The organism is Labrenzia sp. THAF191a, from assembly GCF_009363335.1.
GTDB lineage: Bacteria > Pseudomonadota > Alphaproteobacteria > Rhizobiales > Stappiaceae > Roseibium > Roseibium algicola.
The window spans coordinates 4,471,756-4,489,168 of sequence record NZ_CP045333.1; the positions used below are offsets into that span (position 1 = coordinate 4,471,756).

The 17,413-nt window shown below is 58.8% G+C and carries 17 protein-coding genes; 1 reads left to right on the forward strand and 16 read right to left on the reverse strand.

The annotated features are described in order from the left end of the window. Position 1 precedes the first annotated feature (1 nt). From FIV05_RS20625 to FIV05_RS20695, 15 genes are all read right to left on the reverse strand, one after another. Entirely contained in the window at positions 2 to 820 is an 819-nt protein-coding gene (locus tag FIV05_RS20625; protein WP_152510802.1) for a 3-methyl-2-oxobutanoate hydroxymethyltransferase, read from the reverse strand. Between the two features lie 33 nt (positions 821 to 853). Further along, positions 854 to 2,041 (reverse strand): FAD-dependent oxidoreductase, encoded by a 1,188-nt coding sequence (locus tag FIV05_RS20630; RefSeq protein WP_152510803.1) that lies wholly within the window; start codon positions 2,039 to 2,041, stop codon positions 854 to 856. Between the two features lie 3 nt (positions 2,042 to 2,044). Beyond that, positions 2,045 to 2,824, reverse strand: coding sequence for a TIM barrel protein (locus FIV05_RS20635; protein ID WP_152510804.1), 780 nt, complete (start codon positions 2,822 to 2,824; stop codon positions 2,045 to 2,047). Positions 2,825 to 2,828: 4 nt separating this feature from the next. Continuing rightward, positions 2,829 to 3,140: a MocE family 2Fe-2S type ferredoxin gene (locus FIV05_RS20640; protein WP_152510805.1), complete on the reverse strand. Its 312-nt coding sequence runs from the start codon at positions 3,138 to 3,140 to the stop codon at positions 2,829 to 2,831. Positions 3,141 to 3,161: 21 nt separating this feature from the next. Next, positions 3,162 to 4,232: a fatty acid desaturase gene (locus FIV05_RS20645; RefSeq protein WP_152510806.1), complete on the reverse strand. Its 1,071-nt coding sequence runs from the start codon at positions 4,230 to 4,232 to the stop codon at positions 3,162 to 3,164. Between the two features lie 5 nt (positions 4,233 to 4,237). Further along, positions 4,238 to 5,194 carry a sugar phosphate isomerase/epimerase gene (locus FIV05_RS20650; protein ID WP_152510807.1) on the reverse strand — a complete coding sequence of 319 codons (957 nt, stop codon included), beginning with the start codon at positions 5,192 to 5,194 and terminating at the stop codon, positions 4,238 to 4,240. Continuing rightward, a complete protein-coding gene (locus tag FIV05_RS20655; RefSeq protein WP_152510808.1) occupies positions 5,191 to 6,195 on the reverse strand; it encodes a Gfo/Idh/MocA family oxidoreductase in 1,005 nt (334 codons plus the stop codon). The genes FIV05_RS20650 and FIV05_RS20655 overlap by 4 nt, the downstream gene beginning before the upstream one ends. Before the next feature lie 103 nt (positions 6,196 to 6,298). Further along, positions 6,299 to 7,126, reverse strand: a complete 828-nt coding sequence (locus FIV05_RS20660) for an ATP-binding cassette domain-containing protein (RefSeq protein WP_152510809.1) — start codon at positions 7,124 to 7,126, stop codon at positions 6,299 to 6,301. 10 nt (positions 7,127 to 7,136) lie between these two features. Then, a complete protein-coding gene (locus FIV05_RS20665) occupies positions 7,137 to 8,225 on the reverse strand; it encodes an ABC transporter permease (protein WP_083660834.1) in 1,089 nt (362 codons plus the stop codon). Between the two features lie 100 nt (positions 8,226 to 8,325). After that, the gene (locus FIV05_RS20670) at positions 8,326 to 9,279 is read right to left on the reverse strand and encodes a substrate-binding domain-containing protein (protein ID WP_152510810.1); all 954 of its coding nucleotides are present in this window, start codon (positions 9,277 to 9,279) and stop codon (positions 8,326 to 8,328) included. 209 nt (positions 9,280 to 9,488) lie between these two features. Then, a complete protein-coding gene (locus FIV05_RS20675) occupies positions 9,489 to 10,520 on the reverse strand; it encodes an ABC transporter permease (protein WP_152510811.1) in 1,032 nt (343 codons plus the stop codon). 10 nt (positions 10,521 to 10,530) lie between these two features. After that, complete coding sequence (locus tag FIV05_RS20680; protein WP_152510812.1) at positions 10,531 to 11,550, reverse strand: ABC transporter permease; 1,020 nt, start codon at positions 11,548 to 11,550, stop codon at positions 10,531 to 10,533. 110 nt (positions 11,551 to 11,660) lie between these two features. Next, entirely contained in the window at positions 11,661 to 12,617 is a 957-nt protein-coding gene (locus FIV05_RS20685) for a substrate-binding domain-containing protein (protein ID WP_286202312.1), read from the reverse strand. 177 nt (positions 12,618 to 12,794) lie between these two features. Further along, positions 12,795 to 13,814 (reverse strand): sterol desaturase family protein, encoded by a 1,020-nt coding sequence (locus FIV05_RS20690; RefSeq protein WP_152512013.1) that lies wholly within the window; start codon positions 13,812 to 13,814, stop codon positions 12,795 to 12,797. A 10-nt stretch (positions 13,815 to 13,824) separates the two neighbouring features. After that, entirely contained in the window at positions 13,825 to 14,847 is a 1,023-nt protein-coding gene (locus tag FIV05_RS20695) for a sterol desaturase family protein (protein ID WP_152510813.1), read from the reverse strand. Between the two features lie 170 nt (positions 14,848 to 15,017). Between FIV05_RS20695 and FIV05_RS20700 the strand changes: the two genes are divergently transcribed. Further along, the gene (locus FIV05_RS20700; protein WP_152510814.1) at positions 15,018 to 16,046 is read left to right on the forward strand and encodes a LacI family DNA-binding transcriptional regulator; all 1,029 of its coding nucleotides are present in this window, start codon (positions 15,018 to 15,020) and stop codon (positions 16,044 to 16,046) included. A gap of 124 nt (positions 16,047 to 16,170) precedes the next feature. Here the strand turns inward: FIV05_RS20700 and FIV05_RS20705 are convergent, their stop codons facing one another. Then, a complete protein-coding gene (locus FIV05_RS20705) occupies positions 16,171 to 17,412 on the reverse strand; it encodes a hypothetical protein (protein WP_152510815.1) in 1,242 nt (413 codons plus the stop codon). Position 17,413 lies beyond the last annotated feature (1 nt).

Below are 17,413 nucleotides of genomic sequence, written 5' to 3' on the forward strand. Positions count from 1 at the left end.
ATCAGCTCCTGACCGTCTTGAGAAACGTGTCATATTCCGCATCGGCCATCGCGACAGTGTGCTCGGATGCCGGATAGGCGCCGGAATGAACATCGCCGATGAATTCCTTGAAGGCGGCGACACGCTCCTTCTGCAGACGTTCAAATTCGACCGCGAAGTTGCGATAGGTCTTGGCATGACGCGGTTTGTGACCTGCGGTATGACCGAGAACGTCTTCCGTGAAGAGATACTGGGCATCTGCGCCGGGGCCGGCTCCCATGCCCAGCATGATCATCGAGGTGTTTGCGGATATCCATGCCCCGACCCGGTCGGGAACGACTTCCAGTTCGGCTCCGAAACAGCCGATGGATTCCAGCTTTTGGACCTGCTGCCAGACAGACGCGGCTTCTCCGGCTGTCTTGCCGACGGCCCGGAAACCGGTCCAGGTGATGTAGGACGGGATCAGCCCGACATGGGCGACGATAGGAATATGGTTGTCGCAAAGTACTTTCTGGACATCGAAGGAAGCCGCGCAATAGAAGCAGTCTCCCCCCATCGACGTGAAGTGATAAGCTGCCTGGAGATAGTCTTCCGCAGTTGCCAGGTGGCGGCCGTCGAACGTGCCCCAGCCGCCATAAGGTAGGCCGACCTGGACAAAGCAGCGGCCGGCTGCCTTGCGCATCTCGGGTGAAAAATACTTGCCCTCGATCGACAGCATGTCGATACCGGCTTCATCGGCCGCCGCCGCCTCTTCCAGCGTTGTGACGTAGAGCATGGAGAGCTTTTTGCCCGCGGCCTTTTTCGCGCGGATATCGGCAACTGTGGTTCTGTTGCGGTCCATGACGGGAATTCCCCTTTTTCTTGGGCTATGTGCTCAGGCGGCCCTAAGCAGGCTCTTGAGATTGACGGTGGGATCGGAAAAGGCGCTTTCATCGAGCAAAGCGCCCCGGTCGATAAGCTTTTCCGCAAGCTTGATATCCTTGGCGATCGCGTTGCCGCTGCCGATACCGGCGACAGCTATCAGGCGGCCTGAGGCATCGGCCTGGAACAGCACGAAGGCGTTGTCGCTGATGTTCCGGCGCACCGAGGCGGAAGAACTATCGAAAAGACCGGCAACCTGGAGGGAAAGATCGTATTGGTCCGACCAGAACCAGGGAATGCGTGCGTAGTCCGATGTCTCACCCAGCATCGCTGCGGCGGCATGTGCACCCTGTTCCTGGGCCGCCTGCCAGCTTTCCAGGCGTACATTTGCTCCTGCCCAAGGGAAATTGCAGCAGTCACCAGCGGCGAAAACGTCATTGGCTGATGTCCTGAAACAGGCATCGACCCGAATACCGTTGTCGACTTCAAGACCTGCCGCTTCTGCCAGTGCAGTGTTGGGCAAGGCGCCGGTTCCAGCGATCACGAGGTCAAAATGAATTTTGGTGCCGTCCTTGAGCGTGATCGACCCGGTATCCGCAGAAGCGACCTGTGCCCCTGTGCGCAAATCGACACCTTCGCTCAGGTGCCGCCCATGCACGACCTCGGCGATCGCCTCAGGAACGGCCCGGCCCATGAGCCGGGGCGCCGCCTCTAGCACCATGACATCTGCCCCGGCCTGCCGGGCGGTCGCTGCCAGTTCCAAACCAATGAAGCCACCGCCAATGATCCCGACCCGCTTGCCCGGCTCAAACCGGGAAAGGATAGTGCGGGCATCGTCCATAGTGCGCAGCGTCAGGCAATTCTCCATGCCCGGAAAAACCCGGGGTCGGGCCCCGGTCGCGATCAGCAGTTTGTCGTAGCCGAGTATTTCACCACCAGTGAGGCTCACTGTTTTGGAATTTGTATCGATCACCTCGACCTGCTCACCAAGTCGAAGATCGATGGCCTTGTCCGTATAGGCCTCTTGGCTTCTGATCAGCTTGGGCTCGAGCAACCGATCCTTTGAAAGCGGCGGCCGCTCATAGGGAAGCACCGCTTCGGCACTGATCAATGTGACCAAGCCTTCATAGCCCTTGCCTCGCAGCTCGAAGGCTGCCCGTACACCACATTCGCCTGCGCCAATGATGACGATACCGCTCATGACTTACACCGTGAATGCTGACCGGAAGGCATGAAGCGCCTTCTCCGGGTCGCCGGCGGCAAAGGCTTCCAGACCGACCGGACCTCGATAGCCCATGTCGTTCAACGCCTTGGCAACGCCGGCATAATTGATTTCGCCCGTGCCCGGTTCGCACCGGCCCGGATTGTCTGCTACCTGCACTTCTCCGATCCACGGCAGGCACTTCTCGCACCAGCGGATCAGGTCCCCTTCCCCGAGCTGCGTGTGATAGAGGTCGAGATTGATGCGGAGTTGTGGACGGTCGACGGCAGAAACCAGCGCGAGCACGTCTTCAGTCGTGCCGAATGGGCAGCCCGGATGATCGAGCAGGTTGAGGTTTTCCAGCGTGAAAACCACCCCCTCCTCTTCAGCAAGGTCGCAGATACGGTTGAGCGTGTCCCTGGCCTTCAGCCACATCGCCCCAGTCACAACATCCGTTTGCGCGATCGGTATGCCACCGTCCCCCAGGCCCGTTCCGTGAAGGTTGAGCCGGTGCACGCCGAGCCGCTTGCCGATTGCAGCCGTTTCTCGCGCCGAGCGCAGCAGCGTGTCGGCACCTTCATTGTCCGCAAGACGCCCCTCGAGATAGCCGTTCATGATGGTGAACGTGGCACCGGATCTCTCCAGCGCATCCAGGTCGTGGTCCGGCCAGTTCCACAGGCCGACACCAAAGCCGAGTTCGGTGAGGTGTCTGCAGCGCCATTCCATAGGTTTGTCGCGCCAGATCATTTCCGCACAGGCGGCCAGTGTGAAGGGTTGTTTCATCGAACTAGATCTCGATCAATACCCGGCCATCTTCGACCTTGACCGGGTAGGTATGGAGGTTTTCACAGGCAGGTGGGGTTTCGACCTCGCCTGTGGTGAAATCGAAAATGCTGGAATGCTTGGGACACTCGATGGTGTTTTCCATCACCAGACCGTCCGCCAGGTGTACGTCCTCATGAGTGCACAAGCCGTCGGTGCAGTAGTATTCGTCCTTGTCATTGCGATAGATCGCGAAGGTCCGGCCTGCGTGATCGAACCGGATGGCTTCCTCTGCGTCGATGTCATCGGCGGAGCAGGCATCAATCCATTGGCTCATGGTGTCATCCCTCGTGTTTTTTCAAGCTGCGGAAACGGTCGCAGGCGGGTGGTCTTGATAAGGTGCGGCGGAGCCTGGCAGAGGACGCCGAATGTGAAAGTCCGGGTTGGTGCGCTGGCGCAGCAGCGCCGGCCACATTTCGCGGAACCCTGCGGCAATCGACCGACAGGGTTTGGGGAGATCGAACGCTATCTCCTCGTGAAGTTCGGGAAGGCGGAAGTAGGGAACGAGCGGAAACATGTGATGTTCCACGTGGTAGTTCATATTCCAGTAGATGAAGCGGCTGACCGGGTTCATCAGGACCGTTCGGCTATTGAGGCGATGATCCGTGACGTTGTCTGCCAGCCCGCCATGCTGCAGCCAGCCGCACATCACCATGTGCCAGCAACCGAAAAGCCTGGGCAGACCGATAAGCATGAGCGGCAGGATCGACCCCATCGCGATTGCGCTGGCAAGTGTGGCGGCGTAGATCGACACCCAGATCCGAGCGGTCATGATGACCGATCTGTAGGAGCTTTCCGGCATGTAGGTCGCTTCATCCGGCAGGATCCGCCCCGATGCGTGGACGCACATCCGCTTCAGGCCGTCCCAGACGTCGGTCAGGCCAACCAGATTGGCGACGATCTTCAAGATGTCCGTCGGTCGCATGATCGCGATTTCCGGATCCCGGCCAACGATGATCGTGTCGGAATGATGCCGGGCATGACTGAACTTCCAGCAATGGGGATCGCGTATCATGCAGAAACAGGCGATCTGGTAGACCAGCCTGTTCATCCAACGGGTGCGGAAAGCGGTGCCATGACCACATTCGTGCCAACGGCTGTCCATGGCAGAGCCATAGAGCACACCATAGGCAAGCCAGAACGGGATCGACCACAAGCTTGGCCAAAGAGCGATCCCGCCAGCAGCGAAGCCAATCATCAGCGCAAAAAGCAGAACCGTGTCCCGGATTGCGGGCTGGTCGGCGCGCTGCATCAACGCCTTCATGCGCTTCTTGGGCACCGGGGTCCGGTACCAGTTCATCGTGACCAGGCCTTCCGCTACGGCGCGGTCGGCGTCCGGTCCCACGAGGCTGTAGTCACGGGTCCGCATCGTTCTCAGATCTCCTGCGGCTTGAAGTCGGACGGAGAAACCGGCATCACGCCTTTCAGAAGCACGACCGATTTCTCAAGCCCTTCCAGAGAGTTGAGGAGAACATCCTCGTGCTCGATGGAGAGCCAACCGTCGTAGCCGGCCATCTTCAGTCGGTAACAGAACTGCCGCCACCATTCCTCGCCATGGCCGAAGCCGAGCGTGATGTAGGACCAGCTACGTGCCGGAATATCCATCAGGCTGCCGTTTTCCAGCAGCGAGGTGACAGCCTGAACCGGTGCGTTCAGCAGCGTGTCCTTGGCATGGACGTGATAGATCGCGTCGCCGAGGGCTTCAGCTGCGACAAGCGGATCCGCGCCCATCCAGAAAAGATGGGACGGATCGAGGTTCGCCCCGATGACCGGACCGATTGCATCGCGCAGCTTCAGAAGCGACGGCACGTTGTAGACGCACTGGTTGCCGTGAAGCTCCAGGGCAATGCGCTCAACACCGTGCTCCTTCGCCAAAGCTGCAATCTCGGTCCAGAAAGGCAGCAACACGTCTTCCCACTGGTAACGCAGGATGGTCTGTGTTTCCGGAGGCCAGGACGACACAACCCAGTTCGGCATCCTGTCCGCAGCGCTGCCCGCCGGCAGGCCGGACATGGTGCAGACGGTCTTGATGCCCATGGCGCCCGCGATACGGATTGTGTCCTTCAGGCACTGTCCCTGTTCCGGCTGGGTCGGATGCAGCGGATTGCCGTTGGCGTTGAGGCTGATGATCTCCAGACCTGTGTCGGCAAAAGCCTTCAGGAAGCTCTTCTGCTTCTCAGCGTCCTTCATGGCAGCAAGGTCAAAGTGCGGTGCCGTTGACCATCCACCGGTATTCACCTCGATACCGGAGACCTCCATTCTGGACGCGTTGGCGAGCAGATCCTCGAAGGACATGCCGCCCAGACTGTCGGAAACGAACCCAAGTTTCATGCGTAGAACTCCGGCTTGGCAATCATCTGAACGGGCGCTCTTTGGCCTGCCTTCAGCGCGGCCACGCCCGCTGTGGCAACAACCGCTGCGGCGTAGCCGTCCCAGCAGCTCGATGCGATTTCGGGGAACCGGCCCGTTTCGACGAATTTCAGGAAATCCCGGTTCTGGCGGCGGTAGGCCTCGCCGTAGCGCGGACGCCAGTCCGGGGCGTAATGAGTGCGGGACGTCAGGGCGATGTCGAGCCGGGAATGCACCGGATCGGCGAGAGAAATGGCAGCCTTTTCACCCACCAGCTCCGCGCGCACGTCATAGCCGTAAGACGCGTTGTTGTTGATCTCGATGTTGACGAGCTGACCGGCCGTGGTTTCGACCACCATGAAGACCGGTCCGACCTTTCCGCCGGCTCCCTTGGGCGCGAAGGTGGATATGCCGACATACTCGGTGCCCAGCACAAAACGGGCGACATCGAATTCATGCGGGGCGGAATTGGTGATCGCCATATCCGCCGTGAAATCCGCTGCAGGGGTTTCCACGTTGCGGTGGAAGTTGTGCATCATGATCGCCTGGCCAAGCGTTCCGGTCGACAGCGCCTGCTTCATTTCGGCATAGGACTGGTCGTAGCGGCGCATGAAGCCGAGCTGCACGAATTTTTCGCCGGCTGCCTGTTCAGCTTCCATGACCTGAAGACACTCGGCGGAAGACTGAGACAGAGGCTTTTCGCACAGCACCTTCTTGCCCGCCCTGATGCAGGCGAGACTGAGCGGTGCGTGGGTGAAGTCCGGGCTCGCAACGATTACGGCATCGACATCACTGCGGGCAATCACGCTTTCCGGGTCGGTGGCGACATCTGCGGCACCGAGGCTTTCGGCAACCTTTCGTGCGCGTCCTTCGTCCATATCGCAAACAACCTGGAGCGTTGCTCCAGTGAGATCTTCAGCCACAATTCTGGCATGGTCGGCACCCATGAGGCCCGCCCCGATAACGGCAATTCGCGTTGTCATCTTGGTTCTGCTTTTAGCGTTGAGGTCTACCGGCGGCCTGCGGGATAGACAGGCCGCCGGCGGGAGGAGAAAGAAGGCCAGACAAACCTTCTTTCACATGATTTCATTCTGCCGCCGGTGGCGGTGGGTGGCCTTCGTGAGACTCCATGTAGCCTTCGATGCTGGCCTCGAGGTCTGCCATGGACTCACCGCCTGCCATCAGGTCCGCGATCTGTTCGCGGGTCTTCTCACCCTTGCGGAAATCAGCGGCAACAGCACCGCGAATGAGAACCGCGAAGTGATCGCCGACCGCCATGGCATGCATCACCTGGTGGGTGATAAAGATGACCGCGAGGCCACGTTTCTTGGCTTCGTTGACAATGCGCAGGACGTGTGCGGCCTGCTTGACGCCAAGTGCTGCCGTCGGCTCGTCCAGTATGAGGACTCGTGCCCCGAAATAGACAGCCCGTGCGATGGCGAGCGACTGGCGTTCGCCGCCCGACAGACCACCGACCAGACGGTCGCCATCCGTAATCCGGGTGATGCCGAAATCCTGCACCGACTTGACCGCCACCTCATTGGCCTTCTTCCGGTCGAACACCTTGAACGGGCCCCAGCCCTTGGTTGGCTCGACACCGGCAAAGAAGTTCCGCCCAATCGACATCAGCGGATAGGTCCCGCCGAACTGGTGAACGGTCGCGATCCCCATTTCCTGGGCATCTTTCGGCCGCGCGAAGTGGACCGGTTTTCCGTCCATCAGCATTTCGCCACGGGATGGCTGGTGCACGCCCGAGAGCGTCTTGATGAGTGTCGACTTGCCGGCACCATTGTCGCCGAGAAGGCAGAGGACTTCTCCTTCGTGCACTTTCAGGGAAATTTCGTGCAGGACGTCGATCGGGCCGAAGGACTTGTCGACGTTACGCATTTCCAGAACGGGTGTTTTGTCTGACATGGCTAGGTCCTCACTTTTTCTTTGTGGTCGACGCGCTCGTCGCCATGTTTCGGAACGTGTCGTTCATCAGGACTGCGATCAGAAGCATCACCCCGATGATGAGGTTCGACAGGTTTCGGTCAAAGGTCGTAAAGTTGATGCCCTGCTGGACGATCGCGAGCGTCGCGGTGCCGAAGGCAATGCCCAGGACGTTGCCGAAGCCACCGGTGAGAAGCACGCCGCCGACGACGACCGCGATGATCGTGTTGAAGATCATGGTGAATTGCGTCGTGGTGCTGGCGGAGTTCGACAGAATGGTTTCACTGATGCCGACAAGGGAGGCAGCCATTGCGGTCAGCATGAACAGGCCGATCTTGAGCTTGTCGATCGGGATACCGGCATTGCGCGCGCTGTCCTGGTCGCCGCCGAGCGCGAACACCCAGTTGCCCCAGGGCGAGACATGCAGGAAATAGTAGCAGGCGACGATCATCAGCAGCCAGATGAAGACCGAGCTTTGCACCCCTTGCCATAGCGTGATCGCGTTGTCGGCACCGCCAATCCGGAACGTGTGATAGGTGCCGAAGACAAATTCCGAGAGCCCATCGGTGTTGCTGTCTGGCAGGCCGAGCTGCGTGGTGTCCGTCAGCAGGATCGACAGGAACAGGGTCAAGCCGCCAACAGCGAAGAGCGTCGCAAGCGTGACGATCAGCGATGGCACTTTGGTCCGCGTTACCAGCATGCCGTTGATCCATCCGATGCCCCCTGCAATGAGCAAGGTAACCAGGATCCCGACCCAGATGTTCAGCCCATAGAACCCCACGGCAATTGCAAGTGAGATCTTGGCCGCCGGCACCATCGCACCGACGGAGATATCAAGCTCTCCCGCGATCATCAGAAAGCCGATCGGTATGGCGATGATGCCCACCGTCGATGCAAAGTTCAGCCAGCTGGCGGCTCCGAGAGGGCTGAGAAAATTACGATCCCAGCCGAAATAGCTGAAGAACAGGAAGATGATCAGCAGCCCGGCGAATGCACCGACTTCAGGACGGCGAAACAGTCCGAGAAGGTCGAAGCCGTCGAGGCTCGGCACCGAATTGTTGTTTTGTGTGGCGTCGGTCATTGTGTGTGTCCCTGCAGTGCTGCGGTGGACTGCCCGGCAAGCCGTGCATGAGTGTTCAGGCTTGCCCCGGCCGCTTGGTCCGGCCGGGGCTGTTCGAGTGTCAGCGTGCGCCGAGCTTGACGCCTTCCAGCGCGCTTTCGATGTTCGAAGCATCGACGATGGCCGGACCGGTGAGAACCGGATCGGTCGCGATTTCGGTACCGAACTTCAGATGCGCGAACAGCATCGAGGTGGCCAGGAAGCCCTGCAGGTAAGGCTGCTGATCGATGGCCATGGTCTGCTGGCCTTCAGCAATCCGCTCCAGAACGGCTGGGCTCATGTCGAACGTTCCGATCATCTGCTTGCCGCCGATCTGGCCGACAGCGTTTGCGGAAGCGTCAGATGCCCAGGCTGCGAGGTTGATGACGGCGTCGATGGACTGATCACCGATGAGTTCGGCCTTGATCGATTCCGCGGTACCGGTCACGTCACCGTCGAGATTGGCCGGAACGCGCAGGGTTGTTACCTTGGCACCTGCTTCGGACGCTCCGTCAGTCACGCCCTTGCAACGTGTTTCAAGGTTGACGGCACCAGGCACCTGAATGTGGCAGAGGATGTGTTTTGCGCCTTTTTCGGCCAGATACTTGCCGCCCGCGACACCCGCGACGTATTCGTCAGAGCCGAAATAGTTGATCGCACCGAGGTCGTCCTTGACGTCCTGACCGGCGTTGTACTGCATGATCACGATGCCCTGCTCGGCAGCGGCCTTCAGGGCCGGCACCTGTGCATCCGGTACCCAGACCGGAATGGCGATACCGTCAACGCCCTGCGCGACAGCCTGGTTGATCAGGGTTACAAGATCCGGGCCGAAATTGTCGTAGTTCGGGGTGCGCAGATAGTTGACCGTACCGCCGTTTGCCTCAACCATCAGCGTCGCATCGTCAACGCCCTTCTTGATCAGGTTGAAGAAGCCGTCTTCGATCGAACCTGCGATCACGGCGATGTTCTGCGCCATGGCGCTGGTTGACATCATGACGGCAACCGTTGCCGCTACAATTGTCTTTCCGAATTTCATTTTACTTCCTCCCATAGACCGTCGACTGACGGGGTCTTCTCCAGTGTTGGGTCGATATGGGCACCACCAGTTCCTCCCAGATGATGCCCGTTCCTTGCCTGTCCTTGCGTCCGGTTCGGCTGAGTTATTTGCGAACCCGTCAGTCGGTGCCAGGCAAATTCTTGGTCTTGTCACATCGCGTGTGCCCTGATCTTGTCCTCACACTTCAATCAGGCTTCCTTGACGATAGGTTTTGGCGCTTTTTCGCGTTTCTTCGCTCCGGGCGCATACGAGAGCGCAGCGCGCCGAAAAATCTCGTTCAGGGCAACCGCGAAAAGCAACATCAGGCCGACGATAAGGTTCGACCAGTTCCGGTCGATATCGGTGAAGTCGATGCCCTTGGTGACAATCGCGAAGGTGATCGTGCCAACGAAAACACCCGCGACCGAGCCGTACCCGCCGGTCAGAAGCACGCCGCCGACAACCACACTGACGATGATGTTGAAGATGTCGTTCATGCCACCCGAGACCTGTGCGGAGTTGAACAGGATTGCGTGGCACATCCCGACGAATGAGGCAGAGGTGGCGGTCAGAATGAACAGCAGAATGGTGATACCGTCGACCGGGATCCCGGCATTGCGTGCGCTTTGCCTGTCGCCGCCTATTGCGAAGATCCAGTTGCCGTATTTGGTCTTGTGCATCACGAACCAGAAGACGGCCGCGATAATCACCCACCAGACAATAACCACCTGATGACTGCCGCCGAACATCAGATGACCAAAGACTGTCTTGGCCCAGTCGGGGGCATTCAGCGGTACAGAAGCGCTGCCTGTGAGAAGTTTTGAGCCAGCCAGGACAATGCCTTGCATGGCCACCAGTGTAGCCAGGGTGATGATCAGCGTGGGCACAGTCGTGCGCACAGCGAGGACGCCGTTGATCGTTCCGACAATCACGCCGATGGCGAGCGCGCCAAGCACCGCGAAGATCATCGGCAGTTCGTAGTATCCGGAGATAATCGCCGTCGTCATCGCGCCGGCGGGGATCATGGCTCCGATGGAAATGTCGATCTCGCCGGAAATCATCAGCAGACCAACCGGGATCGCGACGATGCCGATACGCGCAGCGTAGTTCACCCAGCTCGCAGCGTTGAAGAGCTGTCCGAGATCGACACCGCCGATCACCACGTAGAAGGCGATCACACCGATCAGGCTCAGGATGGCGGCGGTGGCGGGTTTACGGAATAGGCTTGCGATCATGTCCATTGCTCAGCCCTCACTTCTTCTTCGCCGCCGCGCTCGTGGCGAGCGCTCGGAAGGTATCGTTGGACAGGACCGCCGCCAGCAGGAGGGCGCCGATGATGATCGAACCGATGTTCGGGTCGAGCGAGGCGAAGAAGATGCCCTGGTTGACGACTGCGAAGGTCATGGTGCCGAGCACGATACCGACAATCGAACCCGAGCCACCGGTGAGCAATACGCCACCAATCACCACGCACATGATCGAGTTGAAGATGAAGGCCTGTCCACCAGCGACCTGGGCAGTCTGATAGGTCATGACCTGCACGACACCGACAAAGGCAGCCGCAAATCCGGAAGTCATGAAGAGACCGATGGTGACCTTGCTGGTCGGTATTCCGGCATTGCGCGCACTCTCGCGGTCTCCGCCGATCGCAAACGCCCAGTTCCCAAGTGGGGAAACATGCAGGAAATAGAAAAAGACAGCGACGAAACCCAGCCACCAGAGGATTGCAACGTTGAACATGCCATTGATGAACTGGCCGAGCAGTGCCTTGGTCAGCGGGTCCGGGACGTAGGAAACGCTGGTAGAGCCACGGATCAGAACCGCGAAGCCGAGCGTCAGTCCCATGACCGCAAACATCACACCGATGGTGACAATCAGCGAGGGGATCGGCGTGCGGGTGACGAGAACGCCGTTCACGAAGCCGACCAGCAATCCGACGCCGAGGCCACCTGCGATCCCGACGAAAGCCGGCAGATCGTAGTGGCCAGACAGCATCGCCGTCATCATGGCCGACGCCGGCACGACGGATCCGACCGAGATATCGAATTCCCCGGCAATCATCAAAAGACCTACGGGAAGCGCGATGATGCCGACTTCTGCTGCAATGTTCAGCCAGCTGGACCAGCCGGGAGCACCCAGAAAGACGGGTCCGCCGAGAATGGCAAAGAAGGTGTAGACGACGACGAAACCGATCAGGGACCCGGTTTCGGGACGACGGACCAGCTGGCCTGGCGAAAACCCCTTTCCACGAGTTTGCGTTTGCGTCGACATCTTGAGCGTTTCCTGTCTGCGCCTGTTGTGCGATGGGGCCTGGCGCTGTTTGTTTTTTGATTTTTGTTGGGTCGCCCTGAAAGCGGGCGACCCGATCGTTCCTGAGATTCCTAGCGGGCGCCGGCTTCGACACCTGCAATGACCAGGTCAACGTTGCTGCTGTCGATGACGCCCGGACCGGTGAGAATTTCACGGGTCGGAATGGTCGTGCCGTACATGACGTGGTTGTTCAGGATCGACACTGCGAAGAAACCCTGCTGGTAACCTTGCTGGTCAATTGCGCAGGCTTGGGTGCCTTGCTGGATGTTGGCCAGGATAGAGTCGTTGAAGTTCATGCCGCAGACATGAACCTGTCCCTGCTTGCCAGCCTGCTGGATACCCGAGACAGTCGCGTTGGTATCGCCGTCGCCGATCGCGAACATCGCGTCGATGTCCGGGTTCTGCAACAGGTGCGCCCGCACGGCCTGGGCAACGGCAGTCGCATCGCCAAAGGCAGTCGCCGGCAGCTGCAGGACTGAACCGGTGCCACCGGCGGCGGCAAGGCCATCGTTGAAGCCGCTGCAGAACGCTTCGATATTGGCAGCCCCCGGCAGCGTGTTGACGCATGCGCCGTTCTTGTGGCCGGCCTTGCCGAGGTATTCCCCACCAGCATAACCGGATTTGTAATCAACGGCCCCGACATAGTTCATTGCACCCAGACGGTCGGCCGCCTCGATACCGCCCGCGTTGTAGATCACGAGCGGAATGCCGGCATCGACAACAGCCTTGAAAGCCGGATCCATGGCTTCAGGAACCCAGTCCGGACCAACAATCGCATCCGCCCCCTGATCGATCGCCTGGCGGATCAACTCAGCTGCATCCGGGCCAAGGTTGTCGTAGTTCTGCGGGCCAAGCCAGGTAACGGATCCGCCCTGGGCTTCAGCAACCTTGCCGGCGTCTTCCGCACCCTTTTTCACCCGTGACCAGAACGGATCGTCCGGCTTGCCACCAATGACGAAGATGTCCGCTGCGATTGCATTGGTGGCGATGATCGCGGTAGCGGCCGCCACCACAAAGGTCTTGATCAGTTTCACTTCAGTCTCCTCCCTAAAGCCTTTGGCGAACAGGTCTCCTCAGAGCTTGGTACATTTGGGCGACACCCTTGTTCCTCCCGGATGCGAGCCCTCTCAACTTGCTTCGATCACCTTCCGATCCATCGCTCGCGTCGCGAAACAACTGGCAGGTGCCAAGCAATTCCGTCTCGGCTATTCCGCCGGCACTTCCGTGTTGCGCTGTCTTGTCCGCGCTTTCTTCTGGCGAAAACGTTCCTTCATGCGCTCGTCGGCTTCCTTCGTACCGTCGTGCCAGGTACCGAACCATCGGTCCCAGGGCAGAACGCCGTCGTCGCAATAGTTCACCTCGAAGTACTTGTGGTGCAGGTAGTGCGCGTAGGCGTGGCTGTTGACGGCCGTTTCCTCGGTGACTTCCAGCTTGTCGAAGCCGATGTGTCCCACCACCGCGCCATAGGCTGCCAGGTTCCACTGCCAGACAACGACGAACGGGTTCGACCAGAGCACCAGGTGATAGAAGAGCGTTGCGAAATAGAGCAGACCTTCAACCTTATGCATCGACATGGACGACCACGGGCTCGGATTGATCGAGTTGTGGTGGACCGAATGAATCCAGCGGTAGAGCGGGCCCCAGTGAATGGCGCGGTGAATGAAGAAAAAGTGGGCTTCATGCAGAAGCGGCGACACCAGGATCATTGCAACGAACCAAACCGGGTTGCCGTCCAGGCTCACCATCGGCACCGCTCCGGAGGCAAACAGCCAGAGCACCAGAACCTCCACGGCTGTGCCGATCGGAACCGTCACGAGGATCGTGCGCAGGAAGTTGTCGAGGTTCTGGCTCTTGAACCAGAAAACGTCCGAGGGCTGTTCCGCCGGAAAGTTGCCGTTGTACTTGAAGCGTCTGGCCTGCTTGCGCTGAACGTAGTAGCGCAGTTCAAACGCACCATAGAAAAAGAAGATGCCGCCCATGTTCACGGCAAGAAGCGTCATCGTCCAGCCCCAGGAGAGGACCGACATCGCTTCTTGCGACGGCAGAACCAGGAACCAGTAGGCCAGCGAGATGGCGAAGAAGGTCAGGTTCCAGCCGCTCAGGTAATCCTTGAAGAACCGCAGCGCTGCCCTGAGGGTTACCCTACCGCTCCAGGGAAGCTTGAGGGCATCGTTCGGGCGCCAGTTGCCACGTTTGTCACGGGTGCCGAAATGAAGATCGTCCATGGTCTCGCCCTCACCCTGCAACCCGAGACCGGGAAGCCTTGGCATTGACGCGTTCCTTCTTCTTGCGGAAGCGCTCCTTCATCTGTTCTTCGGCTTCTTTCGAGCCGTCGTGCCAATAGCCAAACCACTTGTCGAGCGGGATCAGGCCATCTGCGCCGTAGTTCACCTCAAAGTATTTGTGGTGCAGGTAATGGACATAGGCATGGCTGCCGAGAGCCTTCTCGTCGGTCAATTCGAGCTTGTCGAAACCGATGTGTCCGTTGATCGCGCCGAAGCCGGTGCCATGCAGCTGAAACAGCATCACGATCGGGTTTGACGGGATGATCAGGTGCCAGAAGATTTCGGCAAAATAGAGCGCCGATTCCACCGGATGCATCGACAGCGACGACCAGGGGCTCGGGTTGATGGAGTTGTGATGCACGGAATGGACGTGTTTATAGAGGAACGGCGTATGGATCAGCCGATGAATGCAGAAGAAATGCACTTCGTGGATCGCCGGAACCAGCAACACGAGCAGGCTCAGCCATAGCCAGTTGTCTTCCCAGTTCAGCCAGGTTGCCCAACCGTTTGCAAACACCCAGAGCGCGACAACTTCACAAAGCGTCCATAGTGGGATGGACACCAGATAGGTGCGCAGGAAATTGTCCAGGTTCTGGCTCTTGAACCAGAAAACGTCGGATGGATGTTCCGACGGGAACTTGGCATTGTACTTGAACCGAGTGCCCTGCTTGCGCTTTACGTAGTAGAAGAGCTCGACCGCGCCGTACATGACGAAGATGCAGACTGCATTTACCGCGAACAGCCACAGCGCCCATCCCCAGGACAGTGTCTTCAGAGTTGCGACGTCGGGGATGACAAAGAACCAGTAAAGCAAGGCCGTCGCCATGTGGAAGGCATTCCACGGCCACAGATACTCCAGGAACCAATGGCCGATCTCCTTGAAATTGCCCCTCCAGAACGGTGCAATCTGCGCCAAGGCGTTTGGCGACCAGTTACCGCGCTTGTCGCGGGTCCCGTATTTGAGATCGTCCATTTTTCCTCCCGACCGATGTCTGAGACGCCGCTGGAGCGCCGCACCGGATTGACAGGAGGATGCCTGAATGACACAAAAATAATCAATACGCATCAGAATGGAATATTTATTTCATACCAAATTGTTTCAATGATATAGAATAATGAGACAAAATGAGATAACCAAACATCATGACACGACCAACGATCAAGGATCTGGCGGACGCCGCGGGTGTTTCCGTCTCGACTGTGAACCGGGTGTTGAGCGATGCCTCTTCGGTACGCAAGCCAACAAGAGAACGCGTTCGGCATGCCGCAGAGCGCATCGGCTTCTATGGTCTCGGCACCATCGACTACTCAATCCGCGAGAGTGCCGAAGTCCATCGCCTCGGCATCCTGCTGCAACAGGGCAACCGGTCCTTCTATCGCGATCTCGGCGCTGTGCTTACCGAGGCAGCAGAAGACTACCAGGACGGCCGGGTGGAGCTGGTTGTGGAGTTTCTCGACGACCTGTCCCCGAACAACGTCGCCGACCGGCTTCTGGCGATCTCCGGCGATTGCGACGCTATTGCCCTGGTGGCGGCGGAGCACCCGCTGGTTTCAGAGGCGATCGATACGGTGCTGCGCGCGGGTACACCGGTCTGTGGGCTTGTCGCGCCGCTCTCCGCCCGCGGCAATGTCGGCTATATCGGCCTCGATCACTGGAAGGTCGGACGGACCGCGGCCTGGGCCTTTGACAGGATGTGCCGTGAACGTGGCAAGATCGGCATCCTTGTCGGCAACCACCGTTACAGAAACCAGGACCTCAACGAAAGTGGCTTCCGCTCATATCTGCGCGAACACAATTCCGGCTTCACCTTGCTGGAACCACGCTCAACCTTTGAATCCGCAGCCGTGGCGCGCGAAATGACCGAGGAGCTCTTTCAGGAGCACCCGGACATGTGCGGCTTGTTCATCTCCGGCGGCGGTATCACCGGCGCTGTCGCTGCCCTGCGCGACATCAATCCGGGCAGGGATTTCGTCAGCGTAGGTTATGAACTGATAGACGTGACCCGAACCGCCCTGATCGACGGCGTCCTGACCATGGCCATCTGCCACCCGATGAAGGAAGTAGCCCGCGAAACGATCACAGCCCTCGTAAAGGCCAAACGCACGGGCTCGGATGTCGGCGCGCAGAGCGTCACTCTGGGGTTCGAGGTATACACGTCGGAGAACGTTTAGGGGGCTCAACTTCGTTGGTTCAGGGTCGAATCCAGTATCCCAAGCCAACTTCTTCTTCTGAAAAAACCTAGCCAGATGCTGAAGACGCACCTGTCCGTGTCGGTTTACATCTAGGTCCGTTCGATCAAGTTGCTTGCCGTCTGATTACCTTACTGGCACAGCGCAGTGCGCCGTTTGCGTGGGCAAGGCTTTCCCAGCCGAAGACCAGCTTGGGATCGAAGCCGAGACCCTTCCAGATCCTGGCGTTCTCCACATCGAATTCCGTAAACCTGCGGTCTTCACCGAAGCATGGCAACCACATGATTGGTTTGCCATTTTCCCCTCGCACCGCATTTTCCAGAAGAACGTTGTTGTAGAGCCGCGGTCTGACGGCGTTCTTTACGTCGACCCCAAAGGGAACTGGATTGCGGATGATTTCGAAACCCTGGTCCCTCAACCAGTGTTCCGATGCATCGAGAAGTCTCTTTTCCCGCTTTGCCTTGCTGATGGCTTCTGGAGCCACGCCAACCGGGTCTGCCAGCAATAGCAGGTGCTTGCCGTTGTGGCGCAAACCTGTTGGAGAAACATATCTGTCGACATGGCTTTCGCACCGCTCAATGGTCGTAACCAGATCCGGCCGTAAATGAGAAAATGGAAGGTCAACGAGCAGATCATTCGCTGTTTGCCGGTCCAGTTCTCCCTCACGGTTCGAAACTGCAGTGTTCTTGCCGGCCCTGCTTTCTTGAGAGTCGCCGGAGGGCTTTTCGAACAGGTCTTGTCTTCGGTATCCCCAATAGCAGACAGGCCTGTTATCGAGTTCACCGATACGCCGATCTGCGGCAAGCAAAGTGCTGTCACCGCCATACTTGCCGGAGGCTGATCTCAACCGGCTTGTGTGACCGATGAGGCGAAAGCCCTCCCCAACGATCTGGTCCCCACCCGGCAAAAAGAGTGGCAGATCGTGGCAGGCGACAGAGAGGTGTTCGGCCAGTAACCCCGGCAGGATACCCCTGGGCCAGTCGCATGCTGGAGCGGCAATCCGCAGGTCGTTGCCTCGCATTTGTACCAGGATGGAATCCTGTGCCCAGATATCTGCACTTTCAAGCGGCATAGCGCCTGCCAGGACAATGTCATAGCGACATTCGGTCTGTTTTTCGATCCAGCTTCTTGCAGCCGTCTCGTTAAATGCATCGGCAAATACCAGGATTGAAACGCTCGAAGGCATGGCCTTGAGCAAATTTCCGATGGCAGCGAGTATCTTTTCGGCGTGAGGATTGCCGGGATCAAAGACCTTTTGAGGTAGTGAGATCGCTATCGTTTCAATCAGACCGCCACAATCCGGCACGATCGACCATGTGGTCCTGGCTTTCACAATCTCCATTTTCATT

Bases quoted from the DNA above. Each gene is read 5' to 3' on its own strand.
- FIV05_RS20625 (WP_152510802.1), bottom strand. From the start codon at position 820: ATGGACCGCAACAGAACCACAGTTGCCGATATCCGCGCGAAAAAGGCC.
- FIV05_RS20630 (WP_152510803.1), bottom strand. From the start codon at position 2,041: ATGAGCGGTATCGTCATCATTGGCGCAGGCGAATGTGGTGTACGGGCA.
- FIV05_RS20635 (WP_152510804.1), bottom strand. From the start codon at position 2,824: ATGAAACAACCCTTCACACTGGCCGCCTGTGCGGAAATGATCTGGCGC.
- FIV05_RS20640 (WP_152510805.1), bottom strand. From the start codon at position 3,140: ATGAGCCAATGGATTGATGCCTGCTCCGCCGATGACATCGACGCAGAG.
- FIV05_RS20645 (WP_152510806.1), bottom strand. From the start codon at position 4,232: ATGCGGACCCGTGACTACAGCCTCGTGGGACCGGACGCCGACCGCGCC.
- FIV05_RS20650 (WP_152510807.1), bottom strand. From the start codon at position 5,194: ATGAAACTTGGGTTCGTTTCCGACAGTCTGGGCGGCATGTCCTTCGAG.
- FIV05_RS20655 (WP_152510808.1), bottom strand. From the start codon at position 6,195: ATGACAACGCGAATTGCCGTTATCGGGGCGGGCCTCATGGGTGCCGAC.
- FIV05_RS20660 (WP_152510809.1), bottom strand. From the start codon at position 7,126: ATGTCAGACAAAACACCCGTTCTGGAAATGCGTAACGTCGACAAGTCC.
- FIV05_RS20665 (WP_083660834.1), bottom strand. From the start codon at position 8,225: ATGACCGACGCCACACAAAACAACAATTCGGTGCCGAGCCTCGACGGC.
- FIV05_RS20670 (WP_152510810.1), bottom strand. From the start codon at position 9,279: ATGAAATTCGGAAAGACAATTGTAGCGGCAACGGTTGCCGTCATGATG.
- FIV05_RS20675 (WP_152510811.1), bottom strand. From the start codon at position 10,520: ATGGACATGATCGCAAGCCTATTCCGTAAACCCGCCACCGCCGCCATC.
- FIV05_RS20680 (WP_152510812.1), bottom strand. From the start codon at position 11,550: ATGTCGACGCAAACGCAAACTCGTGGAAAGGGGTTTTCGCCAGGCCAG.
- FIV05_RS20690 (WP_152512013.1), bottom strand. From the start codon at position 13,814: ATGGACGATCTTCATTTCGGCACCCGTGACAAACGTGGCAACTGGCGC.
- FIV05_RS20695 (WP_152510813.1), bottom strand. From the start codon at position 14,847: ATGGACGATCTCAAATACGGGACCCGCGACAAGCGCGGTAACTGGTCG.
- FIV05_RS20700 (WP_152510814.1), top strand. From the start codon at position 15,018: ATGACACGACCAACGATCAAGGATCTGGCGGACGCCGCGGGTGTTTCC.
- FIV05_RS20705 (WP_152510815.1), bottom strand. From the start codon at position 17,412: ATGAAAATGGAGATTGTGAAAGCCAGGACCACATGGTCGATCGTGCCG.